The organism is Xanthomonas sp. LMG 12462, assembly GCF_009192885.1.
GTDB classification, from domain to species: domain Bacteria; phylum Pseudomonadota; class Gammaproteobacteria; order Xanthomonadales; family Xanthomonadaceae; genus Xanthomonas_A; species Xanthomonas_A sontii.
In genome coordinates, this window is the sequence record NZ_NMPP01000083.1 from 16,614 (window position 1) to 34,512 (window position 17,899).

17 protein-coding genes are annotated in these 17,899 nt (G+C 68.6%); 11 read left to right on the top strand and 6 right to left on the bottom strand.

From position 1 onward, the window contains the following. Window positions 1-16: 16 nt before the first annotated feature. The 3 genes from CEK69_RS18590 to CEK69_RS18600 form a co-directional block, all read right to left on the bottom strand. Window positions 17-292: a pilus assembly protein gene (locus CEK69_RS18590; protein ID WP_152182379.1), complete on the bottom strand. Its 276-nt coding sequence runs from the start codon at window positions 290-292 to the stop codon at window positions 17-19. A gap of 683 nt (window positions 293-975) precedes the next feature. Next, window positions 976-1,791, bottom strand: coding sequence for an ABC transporter permease (locus CEK69_RS18595; RefSeq protein WP_017912350.1), 816 nt, complete (start codon window positions 1,789-1,791; stop codon window positions 976-978). 19 nt (window positions 1,792-1,810) lie between these two features. Next, the gene (locus CEK69_RS18600; RefSeq protein ID WP_152247281.1) at window positions 1,811-2,812 is read right to left on the bottom strand and encodes an ABC transporter ATP-binding protein; all 1,002 of its coding nucleotides are present in this window, start codon (window positions 2,810-2,812) and stop codon (window positions 1,811-1,813) included. 137 nt (window positions 2,813-2,949) lie between these two features. Here CEK69_RS18600 and CEK69_RS18605 point away from each other — a divergent pair, with 137 nt between their 5' ends. The 7 genes from CEK69_RS18605 to CEK69_RS18635 all read left to right on the top strand — a co-directional run bounded on the left by CEK69_RS18605 (window position 2,950) and on the right by CEK69_RS18635 (window position 9,411). Next, the gene (locus CEK69_RS18605) at window positions 2,950-3,660 is read left to right on the top strand and encodes an FAD-binding oxidoreductase (RefSeq protein ID WP_255424828.1); all 711 of its coding nucleotides are present in this window, start codon (window positions 2,950-2,952) and stop codon (window positions 3,658-3,660) included. A gap of 332 nt (window positions 3,661-3,992) precedes the next feature. Next, window positions 3,993-4,571 (top strand): hypothetical protein, encoded by a 579-nt coding sequence (locus CEK69_RS18610; RefSeq protein WP_152247285.1) that lies wholly within the window; start codon window positions 3,993-3,995, stop codon window positions 4,569-4,571. Further along, on the top strand, window positions 4,568-4,768 hold the full coding sequence (locus CEK69_RS18615; RefSeq protein ID WP_017908434.1) for a helix-turn-helix transcriptional regulator: 201 nt from the start codon (window positions 4,568-4,570) through the stop codon (window positions 4,766-4,768). The genes CEK69_RS18610 and CEK69_RS18615 overlap by 4 nt, the downstream gene beginning before the upstream one ends. 90 nt (window positions 4,769-4,858) lie before the next feature. Further along, complete coding sequence (locus CEK69_RS18620; protein ID WP_017915439.1) at window positions 4,859-6,373, top strand: alpha/beta fold hydrolase; 1,515 nt, start codon at window positions 4,859-4,861, stop codon at window positions 6,371-6,373. A 31-nt stretch (window positions 6,374-6,404) separates the two neighbouring features. After that, window positions 6,405-7,151 carry an ATP-binding cassette domain-containing protein gene (locus CEK69_RS18625; RefSeq protein ID WP_017908432.1) on the top strand — a complete coding sequence of 249 codons (747 nt, stop codon included), beginning with the start codon at window positions 6,405-6,407 and terminating at the stop codon, window positions 7,149-7,151. Continuing rightward, the gene (locus tag CEK69_RS18630; RefSeq protein ID WP_152247287.1) at window positions 7,148-8,329 is read left to right on the top strand and encodes an ABC transporter permease; all 1,182 of its coding nucleotides are present in this window, start codon (window positions 7,148-7,150) and stop codon (window positions 8,327-8,329) included. Before CEK69_RS18625 ends, CEK69_RS18630 begins: the two co-directional genes overlap by 4 nt. Window positions 8,330-8,604: 275 nt before the next feature. Continuing rightward, window positions 8,605-9,411, top strand: coding sequence for a CPBP family intramembrane glutamic endopeptidase (locus CEK69_RS18635; RefSeq protein ID WP_226975229.1), 807 nt, complete (start codon window positions 8,605-8,607; stop codon window positions 9,409-9,411). A gap of 96 nt (window positions 9,412-9,507) precedes the next feature. On the opposite strand, the gene CEK69_RS18640 is transcribed toward CEK69_RS18635, so the two are convergent. Both CEK69_RS18640 and CEK69_RS18645 read right to left on the bottom strand, forming a co-directional pair. Next, the gene (locus CEK69_RS18640) at window positions 9,508-10,524 is read right to left on the bottom strand and encodes an energy transducer TonB (RefSeq protein ID WP_152247291.1); all 1,017 of its coding nucleotides are present in this window, start codon (window positions 10,522-10,524) and stop codon (window positions 9,508-9,510) included. Window positions 10,525-10,695: 171 nt separating this feature from the next. Further along, on the bottom strand, window positions 10,696-11,304 hold the full coding sequence (locus CEK69_RS18645; protein ID WP_017908501.1) for a TIGR00645 family protein: 609 nt from the start codon (window positions 11,302-11,304) through the stop codon (window positions 10,696-10,698). Between the two features lie 112 nt (window positions 11,305-11,416). Between CEK69_RS18645 and CEK69_RS18650 the strand changes: the two genes are divergently transcribed. From CEK69_RS18650 to CEK69_RS18665, 4 genes are all read left to right on the top strand, one after another. Beyond that, window positions 11,417-12,106 carry a glutathione binding-like protein gene (locus tag CEK69_RS18650; RefSeq protein WP_043094212.1) on the top strand — a complete coding sequence of 230 codons (690 nt, stop codon included), beginning with the start codon at window positions 11,417-11,419 and terminating at the stop codon, window positions 12,104-12,106. 70 nt (window positions 12,107-12,176) lie between these two features. Further along, window positions 12,177-14,408, top strand: a complete 2,232-nt coding sequence (locus CEK69_RS18655; protein WP_152247293.1) for a S9 family peptidase — start codon at window positions 12,177-12,179, stop codon at window positions 14,406-14,408. Between the two features lie 52 nt (window positions 14,409-14,460). Beyond that, window positions 14,461-15,045: a cytochrome c oxidase assembly factor Coa1 family protein gene (locus CEK69_RS18660; RefSeq protein WP_152181555.1), complete on the top strand. Its 585-nt coding sequence runs from the start codon at window positions 14,461-14,463 to the stop codon at window positions 15,043-15,045. A gap of 249 nt (window positions 15,046-15,294) precedes the next feature. Beyond that, window positions 15,295-17,100 (top strand): DUF885 domain-containing protein, encoded by a 1,806-nt coding sequence (locus tag CEK69_RS18665; protein ID WP_152247295.1) that lies wholly within the window; start codon window positions 15,295-15,297, stop codon window positions 17,098-17,100. 40 nt (window positions 17,101-17,140) lie between these two features. On the opposite strand, the gene CEK69_RS18670 is transcribed toward CEK69_RS18665, so the two are convergent. Further along, complete coding sequence (locus CEK69_RS18670; protein WP_152236822.1) at window positions 17,141-17,494, bottom strand: hypothetical protein; 354 nt, start codon at window positions 17,492-17,494, stop codon at window positions 17,141-17,143. Window positions 17,495-17,899 lie beyond the last annotated feature (405 nt).

Genomic DNA, 17,899 nt, shown 5'->3' on the forward strand with positions numbered 1-17,899 from the left:
GATGGTGGCAAGGGCGTTACTTGTTGCCGTTGTAGGCGGCCATACCCTTGTCCTTGTCGGCCTGGCCCTGGGCCTTGTCTGCGCGCGTACCGGCGCGCTGGATCATCTGGTCCGCGTCCTTGCCGGACAATTCCTGCGCCATACCGGCGACCTGTGCGCGGACCGTACCACCGAAGAACGTGAACACGCCGATCGCCGCGATCGCGATCAGGGCCACGATGATGATGTACTCGGTCATGCCTTGGCCTTGCTGCTTGCGGCCGAAGCGGATGGGCTTGCGTTGGATCTTCATCTGATTCCTCTCCTTGGCTCGATCGCCCAATCACCGGCAACACACAAGCGTGCCCCGCGGCAACGTGTGGCGACATGGGTTCATTAAGTGAGGTCGTTCACGGAGACGAAGCTGGTCTCCGGCCCGCGCTTTACGTCCAGTAAAGAGATGGTGTGTAGCGGACGTGTGCACTGTAGCGTCGGCTTATTGCCGGCACAAGAAAACTCGCGTTAATAAATTGGCGCTTACCTAGGTTCGCATCACATTATCGAGTCAAACTTTGGACGCGTGCGATCCCGTACGGAAAATACAATTGTGAATTCGGTGGACTCGCGCCGCGCGCGCCGTCGGACTCGCATGTGATGCGTAGCGGGTATTCCGGTGGATGACACAGGCTGCAATCCGGGACGCGGCGTGTATCCACCGCGACGCGGCGATTGGGGGCACGGTGCACTCAGGTCCCGGCACGCCGGATGCGACGCTCGTCAGTGCTTACTGACGTGGTGCAAGGGCCGGATGCGCCCCGCGTCGATTCGCCTACCGGGCATTGGCACCGATGGCGAGAGGCTGTGCGCCGTCCTCGCCGTGCCGTATTGGCGCAGCCCTTGGGCGACGCAAGATGTTCTCTGTGGCGACGACGCCTGGCGTCGTGCCTCGGGTGGCGTCAGCCGCCTGGAAGGTGGGGCGCTAAGGACGCTGGCGCGTCAGCTCCGCAACCCCACCCCGCGCCGCAGCAGCCACAGCGCCAGCGCCGCCAGCACCGCGACGAAGCCCAGCATCAGGCTGTAGGCCACCCACACCGGCACGTCGCTGCTGCCGAGCAGGCCGTAGCGGAAGGCGTTGACCATGTAGAAGATCGGGTTGGCGTGGGTGGCGGCCTCGGCCCAGCCGGGCAGCAGCTTGACCGAGTAGAACACGCCGCCCAGGTAGGTCAGCGGGGTCAGGATGAAGGTCGGCACGATCGCCACGTCGTCGAACTTCTTCGCGTAGACCGCGTTGATGAAGCCGGCCAGGGAGAAGATGGTCGCGCCCAGCAACACCGTGGTCAGGGTCACCAGCGGGTGCGGGATGCGCACCGGGGTGAAGAACATGGCGATGATCAGCACGATCACGCCGACCATCAGTCCTCGCAGCACCGCGCCGGCGACGTAGCCCCACAGGATCACCCAGTTGGGCATCGGGCTGACCAGCAGTTCTTCGACGTGGCGGCCGAACTTGGCGCCGAAGAAGCTGGAACTGATGTTGCCGTAGCTGTTCTGGATCACGCTCATCATCACCAGGCCGGGGACGATGAACTGCATGTAGCTGTAGCCGCCCATGTCGCCCACGCGCGAGCCGATCAGGCCGCCGAAGATCAGGAAGTACAGGGTCATGGTGATCGCCGGCGGCACCAGGGTCTGGCCCCAGATGCGCAGGATGCGCTTGACCTCGCGGCGCACGATGGTGCCCAGCGCGACCCAGTTGCGCTGGGCGGGCGTGGCGTCGGAAACGGGAAGGGTGGAATCGGTCTGGGGGGTCATGGTCGTCGCCGTGGGGGCATCAGGGAGTGGCGGACGGCGTGGCCGTGCCGGTCGTGGTCGCAGCGGCATCGCGGTGCTCGCCGGTGAGGCGCACGAACAGTTCCTCCAGGCGATTGCTCTTGGTGCGCATGGAGCGCACGCGGATGCCGGCGTCGCCCAATGCGGCGAACACGCGGTTGAGGTCCATCGCCCGCGGCATGTCCAGGTCCAGGGTGTGCGCGTCCAGGGCGAGCAGGTTGGTGCCCTCGATCGCCGGCAGCTGCGCCGGCAACTCGCCGTCGATGTCCAGCAGGAAGCCTTCCACGTCCAGCTTGGCCAGCAGGGCGCGCATCGGGCCCTGCTCGACGATGCGGCCGCGGTCGATGATCGCCAGGTTGCGGCACAGGCTCTCCGCTTCCTCCAGATAGTGCGTGGTGAGGATGATGGTGGTGCCGGCGGCGTTGATCTCGCGCAGCACGCGCCACATGTCGCGGCGGATCTCGATGTCCACGCCGGCGGTGGGTTCGTCCAGGATCAGCAGGCGCGGCCGGGTCATCATCGCGCGGGCGATCATCAGCCGCCGCTTCATGCCGCCGGACAGGGTGCGGCTCATCACCTGGGCCTTTTCCCACAGGTGCGCGCGCTTGAGTTCCACTTCGGCCAGGCGCTCGGCCTCGGCGCGCGGCATGCCGTAGAAGCCGGCGTAGTTGACCAGGATGTCGAAGGGCTGCTCGAACAGGTTGAAGTTGATTTCCTGCGGCACCAGGCCGATCAGGCGCATCGCCGCGCTGCGCTGGCTGCTCAGGTCGGTGCCGAACACCTCGACCTGGCCGGCGCTGAGGTTGACCAGCGAGCTGATGATGCCGATCAGGGTCGACTTGCCGGCGCCATTGGGGCCGAGCAGGGCGAAGAAGTCGCCGGGCAGGACGTCCAGCGACACGCCGTGCAGGGCCTGCACGCCGTTGTCGTAGGTCTTGCGCAGGTCGCGCACGCGCAGGGCGGGCGCCGGCGTCTGGGGAGAAAGAGCAGGTGCGGGAGTCAAGGCGGGCCTTCGCGCCGCATCGACGGCGCAGGAGAAGTGCAGCCGTTATTATAGAAGACCTCGTGGGGTCGCCCCCGGCCACAGACTGTTGCATCTCCGTGCCTGCCCAATTCCCGCTGAAACTGGTCGACCGCCACATGCTGGCCCCGGCCGTCGGCCACTACCGCTTCGTCCGCGATGACGGCCAACCCCTGCCGTTCGTGCCCGGCCAGTTCGTGCAGGTGCACTTCCACTATGCCGATGGCACCGCGACCAAGCGCAGCTACTCGCTGGCTACGCGTCACGATCCGGCACAACCGGCCGATGCCACCGTGGAGATCGCGGTCAGCTTCGTCGCCGGCGGCGCGGCCACCGCGCTGTTCGAAGGCCTGGAGATCGGCGGGCAGGTCTGCGCCAGCGGCCCGTACGGACGTTTCTGCCTGCAGCCGGGCGACAGCAACCGTCGCTATCTGCTGATCGCCACCGGCACCGGCGTCACGCCGTACCGCTCGATGCTGCCGCTGCTGGAAGCGGCGATGGCCGAGCGCGGCGTGGAAGTGGTGCTGCTGCTGGGCGCGCGCACCCCGGCCGAACTGCTGTACGGCGACGAATTCCGCGCCTTCGCCGATGCGCATCCCGGTTTCCGCTTCGTGCCGTGTTTCTCGCGCGAGCTGCCGGAGGCGCCGCATCCGGACGTGCGGCATGGCTACGTGCAGCAGTTCCTGGGAGAGTTCGCGCCGCAGGCCGAAGGCGACATCGCCTACCTGTGCGGTAATCCGAACATGGTCGATGCCTGCTTCGATGCGCTGAAGGAGGCTGGCCTGCCGGTGCAGCACATCCGCCGCGAGAAGTACGTCAGCAGCAAGTAACGGCCGCTGTCGGCGCCGGACATCCCGCGTAGGCGCGGCTTCAGCCGCGGCCGCTTCACTTGCAGGTCCGTCCAGGGCGAAGCTGCGTGTTTCCGAAGCGTCGAGCGCGCTTCGCGCCCGTCCCCTCACCCCAACCCCTCTCCCGGCGGGAGAGGGGCTCGTTGCGCTGGCTTGCCGGTGATTTTTGTTTTGTCTGTAAAGGACGCTTGACAGCCGACCTTGGCGCGCGCATTCTCCTGTCAAGCGTGCTTGACAGGGGAAATGGGCGGCACGGCATACGCGGCAGCCGCGAGGGTGCCGGATCGGGGATCGGCTGAGTATCGGGGACAGATATGGGCAACTGCAGGCGCAACGCGATCGTGGTGCTGTGCGTGAGTCTGGCGCTGCTGGCGGTGGGGGCCTGGCTGCCGCTCGGCGGCAGCGACTATCTGCGTGGGGTATGCATGGGCGTCGGCATCGGCGGCCTGTTCATGGCGCTGCTGCTGTGGTGGTCGCGGGGCAGCCTGGCCGACAGCGCGCCGCGGGCGCTGGCGCGGCGCTACTACCGCGAGTTCTTCCCGCCGATGGGCGCCTACGTGGTGGTGATGCTGTTCTGGAAGCGCCTGCTCGACAGCGTCGACGCGCACTGGCTGCGCGTGGTGGTCGCGCTGCTGCCGGCATTGACGTTGGCGCTGGTGATCCGCGCGGTGGCGCGTTTCGTGCGCGACTCCGACGAACTGCAGCGGCGCATCGAGCTGGAGTCCATCGCCATCGCTGCCGGGCTGACCTGTGGCGTCTACATGGCCGCCGGCTTCCTGCAGGCGGCGCAGGTCATCGCGGTGCCGGCCTCGAGCGCGATGCTGTGGGTGTTTCCTGCGCTGTGCATGACCTATGGGGTGGTCAAGGTCGCGAACGCGCGCCGCTACCAATGAACAGCCGCATCCGCGAACTGCGCGAGGCGCACGGCTGGTCGCAGGGCGAACTGGGCGAGCGGCTGGGCGTGTCGCGTCAGACCATCAATGCGCTGGAGACCGGCAAGTACGATCCGAGCCTGCCGCTGGCGTTCCGTATCGCGCGGCTGTTCGCGCACAGCATCGAGCAGGTGTTCCTGTTCGATGAAGGCGAGTAACCGCGTACTCCGTTCCATGCCCCACCGGGCACCGACGACGCCATGTTCCGGCATGGCATTCTGCAAGCCATGAACTCAAGGATGCGAACCATGCGACACCCTTCCCGGCCGTTCGCCATCGCGGCGGCCACCCTGTTGCTCGCCGCCTGCCAGGCGGCCCAGGCACCGACGCCGCAGACATCCGAGCGCAGCTACGGCGCGCTGCGCTTCCACCCGTGCACGCTGACCAATCCGGTGGCCTCCAACAACGTGCCGGCGCAGTGCGCGCGCATGGCGGTGGCGGAGAATCCGGCGGCGCCGAACGGCCGCAAGATCGAACTCAACATCGCCTGGCTGCCGGTCACCGGCGAGGGCGGCAGCGACCCGGATCCGGTGTTCTTCCTCGCCGGCGGTCCCGGCCAGGCCGCTACCCAGGTCGCCAGCATCGTCGACATGGCGCTGCGCGAGACCCGCAAGCGCCGCGACGTGTTCCTGATCGACCAGCGCGGCACCGGCCAGTCCAATCCGCTGAGCTGCCTGGGACCGGACGGCAAGGAGATGCCGCTGGCCGATCCGGCGCGGGCGCCCACCGCGAACGAACTGGTCGACTACGCGCGGCGCTGCGCGCAGTCGCTGCAGGGCCGCGCCGATCCGCGCTACTACACCACCACCCAGGCGATCGGCGATCTGGATGCGGTGCGCGCCGCGCTGGGCGTGGACAAGATCAATCTGATCGGCGGCTCCTACGGCACCCGCGTCGCCCAGCAGTACGCGCGCCGCTACGCGCCGCACGTGCGCAGCGTGGTTATCGATGGCGTGGCGCCGAACGATCTGGTGGTCGGCGGCGAGTTCGCCACCACCTTCGAGGATGCGATCGCCCTGCAGGCCGAGCAGTGCAAGGCCGATCCGGCTTGCGCCAAGCGCTTTCCCACCGATACCCGCACGCAGTTGCGCGCGGTGGTGGAGCGGCTGCGGCAGGCGCCGGTGGAGGTGGACTACCGCGATCCGGCCAGCGGCCAGAGCCGCCACGACCGAGTCACCGCCGACACCGTCACCAGCCTGGCGTTCTCGTTCTCCTACGCGCCGCAGACCGCGTCGCTGCTGCCGCTGGTGCTGGACGAAGCGGCCAACGGCCGCTACGGGCCGCTGATGTCGCTGGCAAAGATGATGGGCGGGCAACTGGACGGGCAGATGAACCGCGGCATGCAGTGGTCGGTGATCTGCGCCGAGGACGCCGACCGCTACCGCGCGCCGCAGACGCACGACACGCTGCTCGGTCCGGAAGTGGCGCAGATGTTCTTCGCGCCCTGCCCGGTGTGGCCCACCGGCACCCGGCCGGCCGACTTCACCGCGCCGTTCACCTCGACCTTGCCGGTGCTGCTGACCTCCGGCCAGCTGGATCCGGTGACGCCGCCGCGCTACGCCGAGCGCGTGCTGAAGGGCCTGCCCAACGGCCGTCACCTGGTGGTGCGCGGCCAGGGCCACGGCACCATGACCCTGGGCTGCATGCCCAAGCTGCTCGGCCAGTTCTTCGAGACCGCCGATGCCAAGCACCTCGATGCCACCTGCCTGGACGCGATGAGCGGCGTGCCGGCCTTCACTTCATTCAACGGATGGGAACCATGAGCTGCGCAGCGTTCGACAGGGAGGGGCGGGCATGATCGTCGCCGACAATCTGCATAAGGCATTCAAGACCCGCGCCGGCGCCGTGCAGGCCGTGCAAGGGGTCAGCTTCCAGGCTGCCGACGGCCAGATCACCGGCCTGCTCGGTCCCAATGGCGCCGGCAAGACCACCACCTTGCGCATGCTGTACACGCTGATGGCGCCGGACCAGGGCCAGGTGCGCGTGGACGGCGTCGACGTGGGCCAGGATCCGATGGCGGTGCGGCGCGCGCTGGGCGTGCTGCCGGATGCGCGTGGCGTGTACAAGCGGTTGACCGCGCGCGAGAACATCGCCTACTTCGGCGAGCTGCACGGGCTGTCGGCGGCACGCATCGCCGAGCGCACCCGGTTGCTGTCGAAGGCGCTGGACATGGACGACATCCTCGACCGCCAGACCGAAGGCTTCAGCCAGGGCCAGCGCACCAAGACCGCGATCGCCCGCGCGCTGGTCCACGATCCGCGCAACGTGATCCTTGACGAACCCACCAACGGCCTGGACGTGATGACCACGCGCGCATTGCGCGGCTTCCTGCGCGAGCTGCGCGAGGAAGGGCGTTGCGTGATCTTCTCCAGCCACATCATGCAGGAGGTGGCGGCGCTGTGCGATCGCATCGTCATCATCGCCAAGGGCACGGTGGTGGCCGCCGGTACCGCCGATGAACTGCGCGCCCTGACCGGCGAACCCAATCTGGAAGACGCCTTCGTCAAGGCGATCGGCAGCGACGAGGGACTGCACGCATGAGCCTGCTCCGTACCGTATTCACCGTGATGCGCAAGGAATTGCGCGACCTCTCGCGCGATCGCCGCACCCTGGCGCTGGCCTTGCTGCTCGGGCCGCTGCTGTATCCGGCGCTGATCCTGGGCATGGGCGCGCTGGCCGAGAGCCGCGTGCGCACCCAGATCGACAAGCCGCTGAACATTCCGGTGATCGGCCGCGAACTCGCGCCGAACCTGGTCGCCTTCCTCGCCGCACAGGGCCTGAACGCGGTCGCGCCGCCGAAGGATCTGACCGGCGCGATCCGCAGCCAGGACGTGGACCTGGCGCTGAAGATCGATGAGGACTACGCCAACGCCTGGCACGAAGGACGCCCGGCGCTGGTGGAGATCATCAAGGACAGCACCCGCCGCGATGCCGACATCCCGACCCAGCGGGTGCAGGCCGCGCTGAGCATGTACGGTCAGCAGGTCGGCGCCTTGCGCCTGCTGGCGCGCGGCATCGACTCGCAGGTGTCGCGGCCGCTGGACGTGGCACTGCAGGACCTGGCCACGCCCGAGGCCAAGCGTGGCGCGTTGCTGGCGATGCTGCTGCCGGTGTTGCTGACCATCACCTCGTTCATCGGCGGCGCGTACCTGATCCTCGACGCCACCGCCGGCGAACGCGAGCGGCAATCGCTGGAGCCGCTGCTGGCCACGCCGGCCTCGCGCAGCGCCGTCGTCAGCGGCAAGATCGCCGCCGCCTGCATGGTCGGCCTGGTCTCGCTGCTGCTGACCCTGCTCGCGTTCAAGCTCAGCGCGCAGGTGGCCAGCGGTATCGGCCGCCAGCTCAACGTCAGCTTCGTGGCCATGTTGCAGATGCTGTTCGTGCTGCTGCCGATGCTGTTCATCGGCACCTCGCTGCTGACCTATCTGGCGGCCGCGGCCAAGAGCATGAAGGAAGCGCAGAGCCACATGACCTGGCTGATGCTGCTGCCGATGCTGCCGGGCTATGCGTTGATGGTGTATCCGCTGAAGACCACGTTGTGGCAGTTCGCGGTGCCGTTCCTGGCGCAGAACCAGATGCTGATGAAGATCATCCGCCGCGAGACGATCGATCCGCAGATCTGGGCGGTGTACCTGCTCACCGGTTTCGGCCTGGCCGCGGTGCTGTGGCTGGCGGCGGTGCGCCGCTACCGGCAGGAACAGCTGGCGATCTCCAGCTGAGCAGGAGGCAGCGCGCGGGCCGGGTCCGCGCGCTGCACGCCCGTCGTCGCGGAGCCGCGCAGGAAACGCGATCGTGATGCACACTCGCTGCGCGCAGCGACGTTGTCCGTCCTGCCGATGCTTCCTCCGCAGCGAGCCTTTGCATGTCTCCAGATCCACACGATGTCCCAGCAATGATGGCGGCCGGCGCCAGGCGCCTGCTGGTGCTGGGCGAGGCGCGCATCCTGCAGCCGGGAAGGGTGCGCTGGCTGCGGGCGCTGCTCTGGGCGATCGCGTTGCTGGCGCTGATGATCGTCGTGGCGACGGCGGTGCCGCTGCTGTGCGCCAGGCTGCTTCCGCCGGGCGCGGATCGGTTCGCGCCGTATGCGACGGCGCTGACGGCCGCCGTGTTCTACGCAATCGCGGTGCGCCTGGGCGAGCGGCGCTGGCCGGCGGAACTCGCCTGGCGCGCCGCGCCCTTGCAGTTGGGCGTGGGGCTGCTGTTGGGGGCGGCCATGTTCGCGGCGGTGATGGCGATCATGGCGGCGTTCGGCGTCTACACGATCCGCTGGACCGGGGCGGCGCCGGTGTGGGCGCCGCTCGGAAAGGCGTTGCAGGCCGGCGTGGTGGAAGAACTGATGTTGCGCGCGATCCTGTTGCGGCTGCTGTGGCGCGCGTTCGGGCCATGGTTGGCGTTCGCACTGTCGGCGCTGCTGTTCGGCCTGGCCCACCTCGGCAATCCGAACGCGAGCGTGTTCGCCGCGTTGTGCATCGCGGTGGAGGCGGGCGTCATGCTGGGCGCGTTCTATGTGCTCAGCGGCCGGCTCTGGGTCTCCATCGGCGTGCATGCGGCCTGGAACTTCACCCAGGGCTATCTGTTCGGCGCGGCGGTATCGGGGACCGACATGGGGCCGGCGATCGCGCGCAGCACGGCGCAGGCCGGGGTGCCGGAATGGTTGAGCGGTGGCGCGTTCGGTCCGGAGGCCTCGCTGCCCGGCTTGCTGGTGTGCACGGTGGTGGGCGCGATCGCGACCTGGATGGCCTGGCGCAAGGGGCGCTTCGGCGTCTCCGCGCGCAGTGCGGGCATGACACCGACGTCCTGATCGCGCTGGTCGACGTGTTGCGGTCGGCGCGGTGTTGCGCCTGAGCGTTCTCTGCGCGCCCGGCCGCCGCCGGGCACGCAGGTGTCATTGATGGGCTCAGCCGCCGGGATTGAACGCCAGCGTGCGGCGGGTGGTCACCGGCGCGCCGACCGGTTCGAAGCGCCAGCGCTTGGTGGCGTTCAACGCCTCGCGGTCGAACACCCGCGGCGGCGTGGAGCGCAGCACGCGCGCATTGGTGACCGCGCCGTCGGTGCCGACGGTGATCTCCACCAGCACTTCGCCTGCGGTGCCCGAGCGCAGCGCTTCGGGCGGATAGCGCGGCGCCGGGGTGCTGATCGGGCGCAGCGTCTGTGCCGTAGCGGTAGCGGTAGCGGCCGGCGCGGCAGCGGGGGCTGCTGCCGGTGCCGGCGTCGGTTGCGTGGTGGCGGCGGGCGTGGCGGGGCGCGCGGCGGCCTGGCGTTCGGCCTCCTGGCGTGCGCTCTCGCGGCGCGCGGCCTCCTGCTGTGCGGCGATCTGCTGCGCCGCCTGCGCCTCGCTGGCCTGCTGTTGCGCCTGCTTCTGCTGCTCGGCTGCCAGCTTGGCCTTCTGCTCGGCGTCCTTCTTGGCCTTGTCGGTCTCGTCCTGGCTGCGCTGGGCCACGGCCTCCATGCTCTTGCTCACGCCCTGCTTGAGCCGCGGCAGCGCCGGCGCCTGCGGATCCATCTTCTCGATCAGGCCGATCAGGCGCTGGGCTTCCGGGAAGTCCTCGCGGTTGATGCTCTGTTCGGCGGCGATCAGCGTGTACGGCATCAGGTCGGTCAGCGCGCTCTTGACCCCGGCGTCGTCCGGCTGCTTGTCGCGCAACGCCAGGTAGTACTCGACCGCGTTGTTGCCGGCCGGTGCGTACATGCGGTTCTCGCGCAGCGCCTGGCTGGCCGAGTCGTGCAACTGTTCGGTGCCCATCGACTGCACCTTGGCCGAGACCGCCGGCTGCGCCGGTGCGTTGGCCGCGGCGGTAGCCGGTGCAGCGCTGGGTGGTGCGGCCTCTTCCTGCTTGGAGCAGGCCGCAAGCGCGGCCAGCAACAGGATCGGCGCGACCCGGCGCGCCTTGGCGAGTGTGGTGAGTTGCGACATGCGTCCCCCTGAATCCCCGGTGTTGGCAATCAACGATGCGACGGCGGTGCGTTCGCGGTGCTGCGGCCCCCATGCCGCCAGCGCACCCCATCGGTCAATCTAGCATCCGCGGCCGCCGCGTGCGTGGCAGCCGCTGCCATGCGGCAAAAAGCGTGACGCCGCGCGCGCCGGTCAATGCGCCGGCCGCGCCGGCGCGGACGCGGACATGATCCGGTCGGTCCAGGCGATGCCGATCGCCGACAGGATGAAGATGCCATGGATGATGGTCTGCCACAGCACGCCGGTGGCGGTCAGCGTCGCGCAGCTCTTCAGGTCCACCGTCCCCACGGCGCTGGCCAGCTGTTCCGGCGAGCACATCGGCATGCCGCCGAGCGCGCCGACCGCGATGAAGGTCTTGAGCAGGTGGATCGAGGAGATGCCGATGATCGACAGCGCCAGCTTGACCTTGAGCACGCTGGCGTTGACGTGGCTCAGCCACTCCGGCTGGTCCGGATGGCCTTCCAGGCCCAGCCGCGACACGAAGGTCTCGTAGCCGCCGACGATCACCATCACCAGCAGGTTGGAGATCATCACCACGTCGATCAGGCCGAGAACGATCAGCATGATCTGCTGCTCGCCCAGGCTCGGCGCCTCGTGGATCAGGTGCCAAAGCTCCTTGCCGAACAGGAACACGTAGACGCCCTGGGCCACGATCAGTCCCAGGTACAGCGGCAACTGCAGCCAGCGCGAGGCGAAGATCAGGTTGGACAGGGGATGCAGGCGGGGCCGCTCTGGAGTCATGGCGTGGTCTGGAATGCTGCGTTGCGGGAGCGGCCAGGGTACCCGGCCGGCGATGACGCTGCCAAGCCGGGGGGCGCCGCTACACTCGGGCTCCCCTACCAGGAGCGCCGTCATGATCGATCTGTACTACTGGCCCACCCCCAACGGCCACAAGGTCACCCTGTTCCTCGAGGAAGCCGGGCTGGACTACACGCTCAAGCCGGTCAACATCGGCGCCGGCGAGCAGTTCGCGCCCGAGTTCCTGGCGATCTCGCCGAACAACAAGATGCCGGCCATCGTCGACCATGCCCCGGCCGACGGCGGCGCGCCGCAGAGCGTGTTCGAATCCGGCGCGATCCTGCTGTATCTGGCCGAGAAGACCGGCCGCTTCCTCCCGGCCGATCCGCGCGGGCGCGTGGTCGCGCTGGAATGGCTGTTCTGGCAGATGGCCGGGCTCGGCCCGATGACCGGGCAGATGGGGCATTTCAACGTCTACGCGCCGGAGAAGATCGGCTATGCGATCGAACGCTACGGCAACGAGGTGCGGCGCCTGCACGGGGTGCTGGACAAGCGTCTGGCGCACAGCGCCTACCTGGCCGGCGACGACTACGGCATCGCCGACATGGCCAGCTACCCGTGGATCGAGGTGTACAACGGCCTGACTCCCGACTACGCCGCCTTCCCGCACCTCAAGCGCTGGCACGAGGCCATCGCCGCGCGCCCGGCCACCCAGCGCGCCTACGCCTTGAAGGAGCAGGTGAACCCGAACGCGGGCAAGCCGCTCAGCGACGCCGAGCGCAAGCACCTGTTCGGGCAGCGCTGAGCCGGCGCGCTTCTCAAATCCCGGGCGCACGCGCATCATCCGTGCGCTCGGTGCTCCATCAGGAACCTTCATGCGCTCTCTGTTCGCCGCTCTCGCCCTCATGCTCGCCACCCCCATCGTTCCCGCCCACGCCGAGAAACTGACCCTGGAGGCCATCACCGGCAGCAAGCCGCTGTCCGGGCCGACCCTGATGAAGCCCAAGGTGGCGCCGGACGGCTCGCGGGTGACCTTCCTGCGCGGCAAGGACAGCGACCGCAACCAGCTGGACCTGTGGGAATACGACATCGCCAGCGGCCAGACCCGCATGCTGGTGGATTCCAAACTGGTGCTGCCGGGCACCGAGACCCTCAGCGACGAGGAGAAGGCGCGCCGCGAGCGCCAGCGCATCGCCGCCTACACCGGCATCGTCGAGTACCAGTGGGCGCCGGATGCGCATGCGCTGCTGTTCCCGCTCGGCGGCGAGCTGTACCTGTACGACCTGCGCAAGAGCGGCAGCGCCGCGGTGCGCAAGCTCACCCACGGCGAAGGCTTCGTCACCGATCCCAAGATCTCGCCCAAGGGCGGCTACGTCAGCTTCGTGCGCGGGCGCAACCTGTGGGTGATCGACCTGGCCAGCGGCCAGCAGCACCAGCTCACCCGCGACGGCAGCGAGACCATCGGCAACGGTGTGGCCGAGTTCGTCGCCGACGAGGAGATGGATCGCCACACCGGCTACTGGTGGGCGCCGGACGACTCGGCGATCGCCTTCGCGCGCATCGACGAAACCGAGGTGCCGGTGCAGAAGCGCCCGGAGGTCTACGCCGACCACACCGAGGTGGTGGAGCAGCGCTATCCGCAGGCCGGCCAGCCCAACGTGAAGGTGCAACTCGGCACGATCGCGCCGCGTGCCGGCGCGCAGCCGCAGTGGATCGACCTGGGCAAGAACCCGGACATCTACCTGGCGCGGGTGGACTGGCGCGATCCGCAACGGCTGACCTTCCAGCGCCAGTCGCGCGACCAGAAGCGCCTGGAGCTGATCGAGGCGACCCTGGCCACCGGCAAGCAGCGTGTGCTGATCACCGAGACCAGCCCGACCTGGGTGCCGCTCACCTACGACCTGCACTTCCTCAAGGACGGACGTTTCGTCTGGGGCTCGGAGCGCAGCGGCTACGAACACCTGTACCTGGCTTCGGAAGACGGCCGCACGCTGCGCCCGCTGACCCAGGGCGAGTGGCTGGTGGACGAACTGCTCGCGGTGGACGAGGCGGCCGGCAAGGTCTATTTCTCCGCGACCAAGGCGTCGCCGACGCAGACGCAGATTTACGCGGTGCCGCTGGCCGGCGGTGCCATCGAGCAGCTGTCCAAGCCCAATGGCACGCATGCCGCCAGCTTCGCCAAGAACGCCAGCGTGTATGTCGACAGTTGGTCCAACACCACCACGCCGCCGCAGATCGAGCTGTTCCGCGCCAACGGCGAAAAGATCGCCACCCTGCTGGTCAACGACCTGGCCGATCCGCAGCATCCCTACGCCGCCTACCGCGAGGCGCAGCGTCCGGTCGAGTTCGGCACCCTGACCGCCGCCGATGGCAAGACCCAGCTGCACTACCGGCTGATGAAGCCGGACGGGTTCGACCCGGGCAAGCGCTACCCGGTGGTGGTCTATGTGTACGGCGGTCCGGCCGCGCAGACCGTGGTCGACGGCTGGCCCGGCCGCGGCGATGCGCTGTTCGACCAGTACCTGGCGCAGCACGGCTATGTGGTGTTCTCGCTGGACAACCGCGGCACGCCGCGCCGCGGCCGCGATTTCGGTGGTGCGCTGTACCAGCACCAGGGCACCGTGGAAGTGGACGACCAGTTGCGCGGCGTGGCCTGGCTGAAGGCGCAGCCGTGGGTGGATGCGGCGCGTATCGGCGTGTACGGCTGGTCCAACGGCGGCTACATGACCCTGATGCTGCTGGCCAAGCACAGCGAGGCCTATGCCTGCGGCGCCGCCGGCGCGCCGGTGACCGACTGGGGCCTGTACGACAGCCACTACACCGAGCGCTACATGAACCTGCCCAAGGCCAATCCCGATGGCTACCGCGACAGCCGCGTGGCCGCGCACCTGGACGGGCTGACCTCGCAACTGCTGCTGCTGCACGGCATGGCCGACGACAACGTGCTGTTCACCAATTCCACCTCGCTGATGAGCGAACTGCAGAAGCGCGGCAAGCTGTTCGAGCTGATGACCTATCCGGGCGCCAAGCACGGCCTGTCCGGCAGCAACGCGCTGCACCGCTATCGCACCACCGAAGCCTTCCTGGCGCGCTGCCTCAAGCCCTGAGTGCGCCGTTCCGCTTCCACCTTTCCGCTTCCGCACGACAAGGAGTGACGTCATGTCGAGTCCGCCACCGCTGCCCGGCACGCCCGGTCCCACCTCCACCACGGCGCTGCCACCGGCCAAGCGCGGCTGGTGGGCACGGCACTGGAAGTGGGCGGTGCCGCTGATCGTGCTGGTGCTCGGCGCCCTGCTGCTGGCGTCGATCGCGGTGTTCGTGCTCGGCATCGCGCGCGTCACCAAGTCGTCCGAGCCGTACCGGGTCGGTGTGATGGCCGCGCAACACGACCCGCGCGTGGCGGCTGCGCTGGGCGCGCCGATCAAGGACGGCATCATGCCCAGCGGCAGCTTCAACAGCAGCGGCGGCGGCAGTGGCAATGCCGAGCTGAGCGTGTCGCTGCACGGCAGCCGCGCCAACGGCACCCTGTACATCGAAGCCGAGCGCCATGCGGGCGAGTGGCACTACACCACCTTGCAGGTCTTGCCGGATGCGGGTGAAGCGATCCCGCTGCTCGATGCGCTCGGGCAGGATGCCGAGGACGAGGACGAAGAGGCGGACGGGATGGCGGTCGAGGCGCCGCCGGTGCCCGCCACAGATGTCGACGACAGTGCCACGCCGGCAGAGGCCGACGCGACGAAGTAGCGAGGTGGCGAACCTTCTGCCGCTCACCGCGTCCCATGGTGCGTGGGTGGCGCCATGGGGATGGGCGATCGCACCGCCATGTCCTGCAATCGCGCGCCTCTGCTGCCGGCACAGCATCTGCGCGACCGCGGCGGCGTAGTCTTCACCCGCATGCTGCACCGCGGCGTGGCGGCGGCCATGACCTCCGGCAGATGGCCGAGCCGGCACGCGCCGCGTACGGTCCTGACATCATTCTGTCGGAGCTGTGCCATGAAGCCACGTGTCCTCGCCATCGCCCTGACCCTGGCACTGGCGACGCCCTTGCCGTTTTCGGCGATGGACGCGGCGGCCGCACCGGCGGCCGCATCCGGCACGCGCGCGCCGGCCTGGGTGGAGCGCAGCAATGCGTTCGCGCAGATCCTGCTGCAGGCGCAGGCGCCGTTCCAGACCGAGGAAGTGAGCTTCTTCGGCGTGCCGGGATTCGACGACCAGGTCTCCGATTTCGGGCCCGACAACGCGCGGCGTTTCCGCGAGGCGACCGCTGCCGCGCGCCGCACGCTGCAGGAAAAACTGCAGGTGGAGCGCGATCCGAACGTGCGCCAGGATCTGGCGATCCTGATCCACGCCGCCGACCAGTCCATCGAGGGCAGCACGCTCAACGAGCGTTTCTTGCTGCCATGGACCGACGCGCCGCAGCACGTGTTCGGCGGCATCAACAACCTGTTGTCCGAGCAGGTGCCGGCGGCGCGCCGCGCCAAGGCGCTGCTGCGGCTGCAGCGCTACGTCGGCCTGGCGCCGGGCAGCACCTCGATCCTGCTGCTGGCGCGGCAACGCTACGAAGAAAAGCGCACCGACGGCAACCTCCTGCAGCCGACCAGGCGCGAGGTCGAGCAGGCCTTGAGCAACGTTGATACCTACGCCAAGGGCATTCGCGCGCTGTTCGCCGAGTACAAGATCACCGGCGCGGATGCGGCGCTGGCGGCGCTGGACAAGCAGTTCCAGGACTACGCCACCTGGACCCGCACGGTGGTGCTGCCGCAGGCGCGCGAGGATGCGCGCCTGCCGTCCGAGCTGTATGCGTTCCAGCTCAAGCAGGTCGGCATCGACATCGCACCGCAGGTGCTGATGCAACGCGCGCAGCTGGAATTCATGGAAACCCGCGCGGCGATGCAGCAGCTGGCGCCGCAGGTGGCCGCGGCCAAGGGCCTGCGCGGCGACGATGCCCGCGACTACCGCACGGTGCTGCGCGCGCTCAAGCGCGACACCATTGCCGACGACAAGCTCGAAGCCCACTACCGCAGCGTCATCGACCGCATCGATCCGATCATCCGCCAGCAGCGCATCGTCGACGTGCCGCAACGGCCGATGCAGATGCGCCTGGGCTCGCCGGCGGAAAGCGCCGCGCAACCGGCGCCGCATTTCCGCCCGGCGCCGCTGGTCGGCAACACCGGCGAGCAGGGCACCTTCGTGCTGCCGCTGGGCAATCCGGACAGCGCCGGCAAGGGCGAGCACTACGACGACTTCAACTTCGGTGCCGCGGCATGGACGCTGAGCGCGCACGAGGGCCGGCCCGGCCACGAACTGCAGTTCACCGCCATGGTCGAGCGCGGCGTGTCGCTGGCGCGCAGCCTGTTCGCGTTCAACTCGGTCAACGTCGAAGGCTGGGCGCTGTACGCCGAGGCTGAGATGGTGCCGTACGAGCCGCTGGACGGACAGTTGATCGCCTTGCAGTTCCGCCTGCTGCGCGCAGCGCGTGCCATGCTCGACCCGATGCTCAATCTCGGCCTGATCGACCGCGAGCGGGCGCGGCTGGTGCTGGAGAACGACGTCGGCCTGTCGCCGGCGATGGCCCGGCAGGAACTGGACCGCTACATGGTGCGCGCGCCCGGCCAGGCCGGCAGCTACTTCTACGGCTACAGCCGCATCCTGGAACTGCGCATGCGCACCGAACTGGCGCTGGGCGCCAGGTTCGACCGCCTGAAGTTCAACAACTTCCTGCTGGACCAGGGGCTGTTGCCCCCGGACCAGCTGGCCGCGGCGGTGGACGAGGAGTTCGTGCCGTCGCAGCGCAAGTGAGGCGTTGTCGGGCTGAACCCTTGATGGTTGGACGCCGCTCTCAGTGATTTCCTGGAACGGTTTCTGGCCGCTGCCGTCCCGTCCAGTCGCTGGCCTTGCCGCCGCCGACGTGGCAGATGCGCTGGCGTTCCCACCATGCGTTGTACGCAATGACGGACCACCCTTTGCAGTATTTGGTGCCGACGACCGTGGGGTAGGGACAGTAGGGGGCAATCGGCGCCCATCCGCTGCCGGTACCTACGGGTCTCCAATGTCGGTCGGGTGGTTTGCAACCTTGCGTACAGAACACGAACGGGTCGTTGGAACGGCAAGACAGGTTTTCATAGGCTTCCTCCGCACCAGCGACGCCCTGCAGCCCAAGGAACGCAACCAGAATCCAGATCAACTTCTTCATCGCACTTCCCTCTGTCGAAAGCGGTCCATCCCAGACGTTCGGACCAAACGTGTCACTGCGTGGCGAGCGGCATCCCGAACCCGCACCCTTGAAGGGGTCCGGTCGATTCTGCCTGCAAATAGCTTAGCAAGGGTTTCAGCGGCGGAGGGTGCTCGCTGTCGGGCCAATCCGCTGGCCCGGGGGACCCGGACGATTCGTTTCGGGGGAGCGGTGCATGTGCCAGAGCCGGCGCATCGACAGGGCAGGTCAGCGGTTGCTGACCGACCTGACTCGATTCAGCGAGCGGGGGGCGGCGCAGGCTGCGGTCCAGCTGCCGCTGGCGCCTGCGCCCCCGGCGGCACCCAGATCGCCATGCCGGCGGCGCGCTTCTGCGTGGTGGGGATGCCGATGCCCAGGCCGCCGCCG

Coding starts and splice junctions, on each gene's coding strand:
- CEK69_RS18625 (WP_017908432.1), top strand. CDS start 6,405: ATGATCGTCGCCGACAATCTGCATAAGGCATTCAAGACCCGCGCCGGC.
- CEK69_RS18665 (WP_152247295.1), top strand. CDS start 15,295: ATGAAGCCACGTGTCCTCGCCATCGCCCTGACCCTGGCACTGGCGACG.
- CEK69_RS18595 (WP_017912350.1), bottom strand. CDS start 1,791: ATGACCCCCCAGACCGATTCCACCCTTCCCGTTTCCGACGCCACGCCC.
- CEK69_RS18620 (WP_017915439.1), top strand. CDS start 4,859: ATGCGACACCCTTCCCGGCCGTTCGCCATCGCGGCGGCCACCCTGTTG.
- CEK69_RS18670 (WP_152236822.1), bottom strand. CDS start 17,494: ATGAAGAAGTTGATCTGGATTCTGGTTGCGTTCCTTGGGCTGCAGGGC.
- CEK69_RS18590 (WP_152182379.1), bottom strand. CDS start 292: ATGAAGATCCAACGCAAGCCCATCCGCTTCGGCCGCAAGCAGCAAGGC.
- CEK69_RS18630 (WP_152247287.1), top strand. CDS start 7,148: ATGAGCCTGCTCCGTACCGTATTCACCGTGATGCGCAAGGAATTGCGC.
- CEK69_RS18640 (WP_152247291.1), bottom strand. CDS start 10,524: ATGTCGCAACTCACCACACTCGCCAAGGCGCGCCGGGTCGCGCCGATC.
- CEK69_RS18655 (WP_152247293.1), top strand. CDS start 12,177: ATGCGCTCTCTGTTCGCCGCTCTCGCCCTCATGCTCGCCACCCCCATC.
- CEK69_RS18660 (WP_152181555.1), top strand. CDS start 14,461: ATGTCGAGTCCGCCACCGCTGCCCGGCACGCCCGGTCCCACCTCCACC.
- CEK69_RS18650 (WP_043094212.1), top strand. CDS start 11,417: ATGATCGATCTGTACTACTGGCCCACCCCCAACGGCCACAAGGTCACC.
- CEK69_RS18605 (WP_255424828.1), top strand. CDS start 2,950: ATGCTGGCCCCGGCCGTCGGCCACTACCGCTTCGTCCGCGATGACGGC.
- CEK69_RS18615 (WP_017908434.1), top strand. CDS start 4,568: ATGAACAGCCGCATCCGCGAACTGCGCGAGGCGCACGGCTGGTCGCAG.
- CEK69_RS18610 (WP_152247285.1), top strand. CDS start 3,993: ATGGGCAACTGCAGGCGCAACGCGATCGTGGTGCTGTGCGTGAGTCTG.
- CEK69_RS18645 (WP_017908501.1), bottom strand. CDS start 11,304: ATGACTCCAGAGCGGCCCCGCCTGCATCCCCTGTCCAACCTGATCTTC.